The following is a 10,712-nucleotide window of genomic DNA, read 5'->3' on the forward strand; positions in this document are numbered from 1 at the left end:
TCCAACGGGTCTCCATCATAACGCATCAAGCCAAGGCTGTGATCCTGTTCTACCTGAAAAGGCTTGGTCAGGGCGCATAAGGGGAACCTCCCAATGGCCGAGCTGGATCATCAACTCCTCGCAAAACGACCAGATGACATTGTCATGAATCAAGTGGTGGGTCAGGAGACCAATGGGCTCCTCCCGGTCCGACTTGCCCGTCACGCGGCGGTCGATGGCGGCGGCCAGGCTCGCAATGATGAAAGCCGGATCGGCCAGGCTTCGCGTGCCGTGCCAGTCGATCGGATCGAGATGCGCGTTAACCTGCAGCAGGCCTTCGACCGGGAAGGCCGCTTTGCGATCGTTGAAGGTCGAGAGAGCCGAAATGCCCGAAGAGGGTAGATGCCGGACCAGTTCGGGCGAGATCCGGTTCCACGGCGGCACGAAAACCGGCAGAAGAGTGCCACCGAGTTTTTCCCGCGCCCTCCGCAAGGCTTGTTCAGCTTCTGCTGCCATGGTGGCGACGGGCCGGTGAGTTCCGAACTCGGCCTTCTTGTGTCCTTCAGGAGCGTGGTTCGCGTGAGACCAGCCGTGAACCAGGGCGAAGGCGGTATCCTCGCTCTGCAGGCGCTTGCCCAACGAGGCTTCGAGCCGATGAGGAATGACCGCGAGCGCGACACTGGCTTCGGCGCGACGGCTCAAGGAGAGAAGCCGATCGAGCTGGGGCGTATCGGCCGCCGCATCGTCGTCCCGCCACCAGACGCGGATGGGGCAGCCGTGATCCCTGGCGCGTGCGAGTGCCTGTTCCACCGGGGACCAGTCGTTGGGGCGATGGAGGGCAGGACGGGCCAAGGCGAGGCTTTCCGCAATGGCAACGCTCTGGCGTGCCCCATCGAGGTTGATGTGCGGGGGCAGCAGTGGCGAGCGCGACAGGGTGAGCCGCACGGCCTCGGTAAGATGCCGAGGGGATAGGTCCGTTTCAGGGACGATCTCGGCAAGGCCAAGCGCCTTCAGGCGTTCGGCCCGCAGGCGCTGTTCGGTTTCGTGACCTGCCTCGAAGGGAACGAGAATCGATCTGACCCCGCTGCGCAGAAGGTCCACCACCGTGTTGTAGCCCGCCTGGCTGATGGACAGTTCGGCTTGCGCCAGCAACGTACGGAAATCCGGCCTTGCGCGCTCCACCGTCACATGGGCTGGCGCGCTGTCGTGAAGAGCCGCGAAATCGGAATCCGCAACGCCGCGTCCGATCAGGATTCGCCAGGGCTTGTCAGTGATCTCTTTCGCGGCTGCGATGGCGGCGCGGTAGAGCGGGAGGCTTGCGGCGCTCGATCCGCCGGAAACGAGAATGCCATGGCGTGCTCCCGATGGCAGCGGCTCTGGGCTCTCGTCCACATAGCCGGTGTAGCGAATGAGCGGGCGGATGCTCTCGTCCACAGGCCACGTGGCCTCCAGAGGCACGATCCGCGGGTCGCCATGAACGAGGACGGCGTCATAGCTTTCAAGAACACGTGCGTGCGTTTCCTCGATGCGACCCGGCTTCGAAGGTGAGGCGAGGATGTCGCGGATGGAGCAGAGAATGAGCGGACGTGGGCTCAAGCGCCGTGCTTCGTTGATGAGCGTCATGAACTCATCCGCCAGCACGCGGCGGCCAAAGGGAAAGAGTTCGGTGATGATGACGTCCGGGCGGGCTGCCCTCAATGTCTGAAGAAGAAGGATGCGGCGCTCCGCCAGCCGGAAGTTGTGAACGGGCGCGCCGTCCTCATCGAGCAGCGCCTTGAAGTCCGTGCCGATGGTTCGCACCGGCGGCAGCTGAACAAACGTAATGCGGTCAAGACCCGTAGGACGGGACGGGCTTCCGCCTGAAACGAGCGTGGTCTCATGGCCTTCCCGCGCGAAGGCACGCGCAAGAGCGGCCGCTCGCGTGAGATGACCCGCTCCCAAGAGATGGGTGACGACGATCAGGACGCGCAAGCTCGTGCTCCTCTTGTCGACGTGAGGGAGGACAAAGCCTCGCGTAGCCGCGTGGCCGCGCCATCGAGGGTGCGCTCCTTCATCACGAAGCGGCGCGCCTCATCGCCAAGGTGCCGAAGCCGTTCAGGATGTTCAAGCAAGTCTCTCATCGCATCCGCGAAAGCTGTAGCATCGCCGGGCAAGGTCAACAGTCCTGTCCTTCCATGCTCCACCACGCTTGAGACACCACCGAAATTGCCGGCAATCACGGCACAGCCGAAGAGCTGCGCCTCCAGCAGCACCATGCCGTAGGCCTCGTTGACGGCGGGCCAGACGAAAAGATCGGCCGCCTCATAAAGGGCCGCGAGATCGCTCCTGCTTTCGATCCGCCCATGAAAGCGCACACGGCCCAGGAAAGGCGCGAACAGATGTTCGACCTCTGCGCGTGCCTCGCCATCGCCAACGATGTCGAGCGACCAGGAGAGATGCGTGACCTTCTCGAGCGCGCTCGCAAGAATGCGATAGGAGGCGCACTTGTCACCTTCGCGCATCATGGCCACCGTGAGAAGGCGTGGTGCGCCTGCATTGCGAGGAGAGGAGGGGGGCAGCCATTCCGAGGCGTCCAGGAATGGCGGTAAATCGATCAGGATCTGATGAGCCGGACGCGCCTGTTCCAGCGCGATCCGGTCCCTGGCCGTCATCACGAAGATTGCATTGGCCTGATCGAGCGCTTCTTCCGCACCTTCATGGGCCAGAGACCAGAGCCCTTGCGCACGTTTTGCGGCGCGTGAGCCTTCGACGATCACATAAGGGATGTCGAGAGCCTCGCTCACCAGTGGGCCGATCCAATCGGGCGCCTTGTAATAGACGTGATAGGTGAACCATAGGCAAGGGCGCTGCGGTTCCGGCAGGCTCTCGTAATGGACAATGAGGCGTGAGGCTTCCGCCAGCGATTGCTGTTTCAGGTTCTCCTGAACCTGTCTGTCGCCGGCCTTGTCGAGGGTTCGCAATTCGCTGGCGAGCTGCGGGACAAACCCTGCGGCGTCGAGCGCCTTCATCAGAAGGCGCGCCATGGTGCGGTCGCCCGAAGGGAGTGGGTGGTTCGGGCTCTTCAGCGGGGCATAGAACGCGACAGGCTTCTTGGCGCTCACACCGGCTCCGGTTCTTTCAGGTTGCCGACAAGAGCGCGAAAGCGCTCCTCGAGCCGATCGATGCCGCCTTCCATGGAGAAGTCCTGGCGAAGGCGGCGATAGGCTGCATCACCCAAAATTTTTCGCCGCTCGGGTTCGCGGGCAAGAAGATTGAGTGCGTTCGACAACGCCTCCCAATCGCCGGGCGGTACGAGCTGCCCCTCCGCGCCGTCGCGGACGAATTCAGGGATTCCGGCAAAGTTCGTGGCGACAATTGCGAGCCCCTGACTCGCGGCTTCCATGATCACATTCGGCAATCCGTCCTGATCGCCGGAGGCCGCTTGCTTGGACGGCAGCACGAAGAGATCGGCCTCGCGCAACAGCGAAACGATGTCGGGCTGCGCTTTCGATCCCAGGAAGGCGACCTTGTCGGCAATGCCCGCCTGTTGCGCCTGTTTTTTCAGGCTGCTCAGCAGTTCTCCGCCGCCGATATGCGCGAAGCGCCAGTGCAGATCACCCGGCAGGGCGGCGAGCGCCTGGATCAGATCGCGATAGCCTTTCTTCGCCACGGCGCGCCCAACGGATACGATCCGCACCGGGTCCATCGGATTGGTGCCGTCGCGCGCCGGGCGGTTCTCGGGCTGAGTGGGAAAGCGGGAAAGGTCGAGCCCATGATAAACGAGCGAGACGCGATCGGGTGAAGACAGCGCCTGCAGGTTCTCCGCGCCATGTGCAGTGCAGGTCACGCCCCAGAGCGCTTCCTGCATCTTCTCGCGCTTTTCCCAATCGGGTGTCGTCCAGATGTCCTTGGCGTGAGCCGAGAAGGTCCAGGTACGCCCGGTGAGAAGCGCTGCATAGCGCACGACGGAAGCGGGTGTGTGGAGATAGTGGACATGCAGGTGCCTCACGTCGGCGGGCAGTTCCCGCGCCATGACGAAGGCCTGTCCCAATCGGCGCACGCGGTTGGCGGTGAGGTCCCGCTTCAGGTCGCGCCAGAACGCTCTCATTGCAGGGCCAAAGCCTTTCTGCCCCAGGCACCAGAACGCACCTTTGAGAACGCGCAGCGGCTCCTCGTAGAGATATTCCGGCAGATAGGTCACCCGCGCCTCGATCTTCTTGTGCATGGGGTGCACGGCCCGCTCCGTCGGATGACGGAGAGACCAGATCTCGAGATCAAGCCCACGATCCTGAAGCGCCAGAATTTCCTGCGCGATGAAGGTTTCCGAAAGGCGCGGATAACCTTTGACGACAATGGCGATTCGCCGGGCTGTAGGTGACGGGAGCATCAGAAGTTTTACTCGGCCGCCTGATGATAGGCTGGCTTGGACGGGGTTGCAGGCTCGGCGAGAGCCTTAAGCCGCTCCTTCACCCGGTCAAGCCCATCGAGAAGGCCGGGAATGGTAACCTCCGACGGACGCGGCTGCGAGGAGAGGCCACGCAGGGCCTGCGCCATACGCTCCGGCGTGCGCGGTCTCTTGTAATCGCTCAGCATGCGAACGAGACCGAGACGTTCGGCCTCGACGGCGCGAATATATTGCTCGAGCCGCGGCCTCGTGCGTGGCACGATCAGGGTGCGCTTGTCGAAGGAGAGCGCCTCGCAGAACGTGTTGTAGCCGCCCATGGCCACGATGGCGTCCGCCTTCTTCATCAGCCGTTCGATCTTGGTGTCGAAGGATATGGCGTCGAGCTTCGGCTGCTGGGCGATGCGTTCCATGAAGGCGCGGCGCTGATCGCGGTCGATGAAGGGACCAAAGACGATCAGCGCGGGCTGCTCCAGCGTCGGGTCGGCCTCATAGGCCGAGATCACCCAGTCGATGAGATCGTCACCGTCCCCGCCACCACCGGTGGTGACAAGGATGAAAGGCTGCTTCGTGATCTTCGGGTATTTGGTCAGCGATGGGGTGGGTGGCTCCTCCCGGCGCAGATAGCCGGTATAGGTGATGCGCCTGCTCACCTCTTCCGGCAGGTCCAGGGCCTCGAGCGGCTGATACACGTCCTTCAGGCCGTAGACCCAGATATCGTCATAGTAGCGGACGAGCGCTTCCTTGGCGCCCTTCCGGTCCCATTCGGGCACGAGAAGGGTCGGCTCGTCCATCACGTCGCGGATGCCGAGCACGAGGCGGCAGCCGCTTGCCTGCAGATAGTCGAGGGCAGGCACCACCTCGCCGCGAAAGCCGGTGGGCTCCTTGTCGACGATGAACACATCCGGCTGAAACGCCTTCGCGGTCTGGAGGATGAGCGCCTGACGCAGGCCGACGGCCTCGTCGATGCTCACATTGAGGTTGAGGCTGCGATAATCCCCATCCGGGAGTTTGGTCACGCCGGGGATGCGGATGTAGTCGACGCCGCTGCCGAACTCGAAATTGCCGATCACGGGTGAGCCCGAGATGATCAGCACCGAGGCGTCCGACTGGTCGCTGACGATGGCGTTGGCGATAGCGCGCGAACGGCGCAGATGCCCAAGCCCGAAGGTGTCGTGGCTGTAGATCAGAACCCGAGAGCCTCTGGCCATGCCGAGCAGGGCCAAGTGCGGATCAGGATCCTTGTTCACGCTGGTCGCCAAATCCGCCATGCGGGTGCCCCTTGGCAGGAGGTGCATCGGTTGACGACGCAGCCTCCGTCTCTACCTCTTCTAAAGCCCCACCCGATCAGATAAGACAGCGATCACGATCGGGAAGAGGTTCATTCCAGAGTTTAAGTGGTATAACTTTACGTCAATGGAAAAGAGCCTCTTTCGATATATATGGACTCACTCAAAGCGCGACCAGCTATTCATTTGCTTTGTCGTGCTTCTGTCCCAGCCTTTTTATTTCATTTCACTGGACCTTCCTCGCCAGATCGTGAACCAGGTCATCCAAGGTGAGGCCTTCAAGGATGGAAACGTTACGGCAACCTTCCTGGAACTAGGCTTCGATTGGCCGCAATGGCTGGGCGGCGGGTCCGTACAAATCTTCGAAGGGTTCCAGGTGGGCCGCATCGGCCTCCTGGTCGGGCTCTCGTGCCTCTTCCTGTTCTTCGTCGTCGTGAACAACGGCTTCAAATATTGGGTCAACGTCTCCAAGGGCGTGCTTGGAGAGCGGATGCTCAGGCGCATGCGCTTCGATCTGTTCGCGATGCTGCTGCGCTTCACGCCGGAGGCGCTGCGCACCGTCAAATCGTCCGAGACCGCCACCATCATCAAGGACGAGGTCGAGCCTATTGGGGGCTTCATCGGGGATGCCTTCATCACACCCGTTCTGCTGGGGCTTCAGGCTTCGACGGCGCTTTTCTTCATCATGGTGCAGAACGTCTGGCTCGGCCTCATGGCGCTGGGCGTTATTGCCCTGCAATTCACCATCATTCCCCGGTTGCGGCGCGAGCTTCTGCGTCTCGGCAAGCAGCGTCAGCTTGCTTCCCGTGAACTCGCGGGGCGCATCGGAGAGGTGCTCGACGGCATCGAGGTCGTTCACGTGCACAACGCCTATGCCTGGGAGAGAGCGGAAATTGGCAATCGCCTCTTCCGGCTCTTCAACATCCGGCTGAAGATTTACAATCGCAAATTCGCGGTTAAATTCCTCAACAACTTCCTGTCGCAGGTCACGCCGTTCCTGTTCTACGCAGTGGGTGGTTATTTCGCCCTGCGAGGCACGCTCGATATTGGTCAGCTGGTCGCCGTAATCAGCGCCTATCGCGAATTGCCGCCGCCCCTGAAGGAGCTGATCGACTGGGACCAGCAGCGTCTCGACGTGCAGGTGAAATACGATCAGGTCACCCAACACTTCGCGGAAGAGCGGCTGGGCCCGATGATCGAGGCCAAAGAGGTGGAAGAGGACGCGCCGCTCGTCGGTTCGCTCATGGCCGAAAATCTCTGCCTCAGCGGACCTCATGGAGACATGATCATCGACAACGCCTCCTTCTCGCTGGACTTGCCAGCGAAGGTCGCTCTCATCTCCAATGGCAGCCCTGCCGCAAGCATGATGGCTCGCGTCCTGGCCCGCCGTATTTCAAACTTCGGTGGCCGCATTTGCATCGGCGATCGGGATCTCGCGCAGCTTCCCGCTTCCGTGGCCGGTCGCAGGATCGCCTATGCGGGTGTGGACCCCATCCTTTTTCCCGGCAGCATTCGCGACAATCTGATCTATGGTCTGCGCCTCAGGCCCGTAGGTCAGTCCGAAGAGGACAGGCGAGAGGCGGTCCGCCGCCTGGCCGAGGCCGCGAGAACCGGGAACCCTTTCGAGAGCGTCGCCGATCAGTGGATCGATTACCAACGGGTTGGCGTAAGGGACGAGCAGGAACTCGACCGGGTGCTGGTGAGCCTTCTGGAAAGGGTCGAGATGGGCGAGGCGATCTACTTGTTCGGTCTTGTGGGCCGGATCGATCCGGAGCGTCATACCGACCTTGCAGAGCGCCTTGTCGAGGCACGGGGCCGTCTGAGGGAGAATTTCCGGTTGAACGGCATGGCCGATCTCGTCGAGCCCTTCGATATCGATCGCTACAACGATCAAGCGACCGTCGCCGAGAACCTCTTGTTCGGCGTTCCGGTCTCAGAAGAATTCATGGGGCGCAATCTGGTCCTGAACCCGCAATTCCGCAGCGCCATCGATAAGGCGGAGCTGACCGACGATCTCACGACCATGGGTCTCCAGATTGCCGAGACAATGACGGAAATCTTCCAGGGACTGCCTCCGGGGCACTCCCTGTTCGCACAGTTTTCCTTCATCGGCGCGGATGAATTGCCAGATTTCCAGGCCATTCTGCGGCGGCGTGCAAGAGGCGCAACCAATCTGAAGCAGGAGGAGCGCACGCGAATCCTCGCGCTGCCCCTGGCCTATATCGAGGCCCGCCATCGTCTGGGACTTCTGGACGACGACCTTAAGGGACGGATCGTCGAGACGCGTAACCTTGTTCGGGAAACCCTCGAAGAGGGATTTGCAACCGGCGTCGAATTCTACGATCCCGAGAAGATCTGCTCGGCGGCGCCTTTGCGGGACAACCTTCTGTTCGGCCGGGTCAACTACCAGGTGGCCGATGCTCGGCACCGGGTGGCCGAGGCGATCGCGGCCGTGATCCGGGAGTTCGACCTCCTGGAGGATGTGCAGCGTATCGGCCTCGACCATGAAGTCGGTACGGCGGGCAGACTCCTGTCGCCGCAGGAGCGCACCAGCGTCAATCTCGTGCGCTGTCTGGTCAAACGCCCCGACATCATGATCATCGATGGGGCGCTCGCTCCCTTTGACGAGGAACGTGCCGGGAGAATTCTTCAGGCGCTCCTCGACTTTCTCGAACAACAAAGCCTGTTCATGGTGCTGCCCAATGATCGACAGGCGGCCGCTTTCGATGTTCAGATGCGGCTGAGCGACAGACGTATTGTCATGGAGAAGACGGCTGGTCCGCAGGGAAGGGCTTCCAAGCCCGAAGCGGAGGCCGCCCAGAGCGTAGCAGGAGAGGTGGCATGACCCTTGAGACCGAGGTTCAGTCCCTGAGACAGGTGCCCATGTTCCGGGATATCGATCCGGCAAGGCTCAAGCTTCTCGCCTTCACCAGCGAGCGGGTGCAATTCGCCACTGGCCAGCGATTCTTCTCGCAGGGAGATCCGTCCGATGCCGCCTATGTGCTCCTCGACGGGCGTGCGAGCGTGCTCCTCAATACCCCGAATGGAGAAATCCAGGTCGCTGAGCTTTCAAGCAATGCCCTTGTCGGCGAGATGGGCATTTTGTCCGACACGCCCCGTTCCGCAACGATCATGGCCGCCGAGCCGACCACGGCCCTTCGCATCGACAAGCGCGTTTTCCTGGAGCTTTTGGCCCAGTTCCCCCAGATGTCGCTGGCCGTCATGCGCGAATTGGCGCAGCGCCTCGAGCGCACGAATGCGCAGCTCGTGGCCCAGTCTTCCTCATGAAAACTCTCGGATTTAGGGACTTTTTCCCGGGGAAAGGTGCTCTTTAAGCCCGTGAGATTGCCGTCTTACGGTCAAGCTGTCCGATTCTCGACACATCTACCCGTCAACTCTTGTCCCAGAATGACACAAGGGGTGGTTCGGACCCAACCCGAACCTTGCGGGAACAAGTGTGATGCCGAGTAATGCAAGAACGCTGCTGTGCGCTGTGCCGCAACCTGTTGCGGATCCGCGCCAAGGCGGCCGCGGCCGCCGAACTCTTCGTGTGGCCCTTGCTCTGGGCCTGATGGTTGGATTCCAGGGGGTGACGGCGGGTCCTGCCGCCGTCGCCACCCTGCCAACCGCAATGGCGGATTACAATCACTCGTCTCCGGTGAAGCCGCTGGTGGCCGATCCCGTGGCGGTTTCGATGGCCTTTACGCCGGAACTCGGCAAGCAGCCGGGGCTCTTCAAAGCCATCATCGATGGTGCGTTCTCGCTCAAGAAGCGCAAGACGAAGCCGGAACGGGAGGAGCCTCTCCCGGAGGCCTCCGGCAATCCGGATGAGATCATTCCCTTCAACGGGCGCAACATCCCGCGCTGGCTGGTTCACTCCATCCTCAAGGCGGCACACGTGACGGGCGTGGACCCGGTCTACATGATGACGCTGGCCGACGTGGAATCGAGCCTCTCGCCCGAGGCCAAGGCTCCGACCTCGTCCGCCGAGGGCCTGTTCCAGTTCATCGACCGCACCTGGCTCGAGATCGTTGCCATGCACGCCGCAGATTACGGCTTCACCGCCGCAGCCGAGGCCATCCGCATGATCAGTGGCGAGCCGACCGTAAGCGACAAGGATCGGGAGTGGATCATGAATTTGCGCACCGATCCCTATTTCTCGGCGCTGATGGCGGGCGAACTGATCAAGGACGTGGAGCGCGCCCTAATCGCTCAAGGCGAGCGCGAACTCGCCGAAGCCGAGCTCTACCTTGCTCACTTCCTGGGCGCGAAGAGCGCCGTGCGTTTCCTCGAGGTTCTGGACCGGGACCCGAACATGAAGGCTTCCAAGCTCTTCCCGAAAGCCGCCAAGGCCAATACGGGCCTGTTCATGGAAGGCAAGGGCCGCAAGCGCCGCCCGGTCACAGTCGCCGAACTCTACAACAAGATCGACTCGAAGATTGTCCGTCGTCTCGACCGCTACGAAGGCATCGGCCCCTATCTCGCCGAGGTCACGCGTCCGACCGTTGATGTGACGGAGACCAGCGCCGTCACGCAGTGATCAGAACGCCTTGAACGTAATGATCGTGTGCGTGTCGGCAATCTCGGGGATGGATTGCACGTTCTCGGCAATGAAATGGCCGATATCGACCCCGTCATCCACGTGGAACTTGGCGAGGATGTCGTAATTGCCGGCCGTCGAGTAGATCTCGGACGCGATCTCCCGGTCGGCGAGGGCGTTGGCAACCGCGTAGGTCTTGCCGAGCTTGCATTTGATCTCGACGAAGAAGGTCTGCATGGGGCGCTCCAAAAGGCGTCGGCTTCAAGCAATGATGAAGTAAGGGGAGGTATGGCACGGGACGGCGTCCGCGTGAACATCTCTCCGGCTCGATGTCAGACACGCCCGATGCTGGAATAGGTGAAGCCGTGCTTGTGCATCTCCTCGGGGCGGTAGACGTTGCGCAGGTCCACCACCACGGGCTTGGAGAGGGCTGCCTTCAGCCGCTTGAGGTCGAGTGCCCGGAACATATCCCATTCGGTGACGATCACCAGCGCATCGGCTCCCTGAGCGCAGCCATAGGCGT

The 10,712-nt window shown here is 61.9% G+C and carries 9 protein-coding genes; 3 read left to right on the top strand and 6 right to left on the bottom strand.

What is annotated here, in order from left to right; translation table 11 throughout:
- Positions 1 to 15 precede the first annotated feature (15 nt).
- Genes DC522_RS22845 through DC522_RS22860 form a run of 4 tightly spaced genes read right to left on the bottom strand, consistent with a single transcriptional unit; the run spans position 16 to position 5,631 of the window.
- Positions 16 to 1,950: a glycosyltransferase gene (locus DC522_RS22845; protein ID WP_116530921.1), complete on the bottom strand. Its 1,935-nt coding sequence runs from the start codon at positions 1,948 to 1,950 to the stop codon at positions 16 to 18.
- Positions 1,938 to 3,080: a glycosyltransferase family 4 protein gene (locus DC522_RS22850; RefSeq protein WP_245444430.1), complete on the bottom strand. Its 1,143-nt coding sequence runs from the start codon at positions 3,078 to 3,080 to the stop codon at positions 1,938 to 1,940. Before DC522_RS22850 ends, DC522_RS22845 begins: the two co-directional genes overlap by 13 nt.
- Positions 3,077 to 4,345 carry a glycosyltransferase family 4 protein gene (locus DC522_RS22855; RefSeq protein WP_116530922.1) on the bottom strand — a complete coding sequence of 423 codons (1,269 nt, stop codon included), beginning with the start codon at positions 4,343 to 4,345 and terminating at the stop codon, positions 3,077 to 3,079. The genes DC522_RS22850 and DC522_RS22855 overlap by 4 nt, the downstream gene beginning before the upstream one ends.
- Before the next feature lie 8 nt (positions 4,346 to 4,353).
- Positions 4,354 to 5,631, bottom strand: coding sequence for a glycosyltransferase family protein (locus DC522_RS22860; protein WP_116530929.1), 1,278 nt, complete (start codon positions 5,629 to 5,631; stop codon positions 4,354 to 4,356).
- A 268-nt stretch (positions 5,632 to 5,899) separates the two neighbouring features.
- Between DC522_RS22860 and DC522_RS22865 the strand changes: the two genes are divergently transcribed.
- The 3 genes from DC522_RS22865 to DC522_RS22875 all read left to right on the top strand — a co-directional run bounded on the left by DC522_RS22865 (position 5,900) and on the right by DC522_RS22875 (position 10,189).
- Complete coding sequence (locus tag DC522_RS22865) at positions 5,900 to 8,494, top strand: ABC transporter ATP-binding protein (RefSeq protein ID WP_245444432.1); 2,595 nt, start codon at positions 5,900 to 5,902, stop codon at positions 8,492 to 8,494.
- The gene (locus DC522_RS22870; RefSeq protein ID WP_047189581.1) at positions 8,491 to 8,937 is read left to right on the top strand and encodes a Crp/Fnr family transcriptional regulator; all 447 of its coding nucleotides are present in this window, start codon (positions 8,491 to 8,493) and stop codon (positions 8,935 to 8,937) included. Before DC522_RS22865 ends, DC522_RS22870 begins: the two co-directional genes overlap by 4 nt.
- A gap of 172 nt (positions 8,938 to 9,109) precedes the next feature.
- Entirely contained in the window at positions 9,110 to 10,189 is a 1,080-nt protein-coding gene (locus tag DC522_RS22875; RefSeq protein ID WP_116530924.1) for a transglycosylase SLT domain-containing protein, read from the top strand.
- Here DC522_RS22875 and DC522_RS22880 read toward each other — a convergent pair whose 3' ends face one another.
- Positions 10,190 to 10,426: an Lrp/AsnC ligand binding domain-containing protein gene (locus tag DC522_RS22880; RefSeq protein ID WP_047189580.1), complete on the bottom strand. Its 237-nt coding sequence runs from the start codon at positions 10,424 to 10,426 to the stop codon at positions 10,190 to 10,192. It lies immediately after the preceding gene.
- Positions 10,427 to 10,521: 95 nt separating this feature from the next.
- Positions 10,522 to 10,712: UDP binding domain-containing protein (locus tag DC522_RS22885; protein WP_245444434.1), on the bottom strand; the 191-nt coding region annotated here is incomplete at its 5' end.

The organism is Microvirga sp. KLBC 81 (assembly GCF_003075415.1).
GTDB lineage: Bacteria > Pseudomonadota > Alphaproteobacteria > Rhizobiales > Beijerinckiaceae > Microvirga.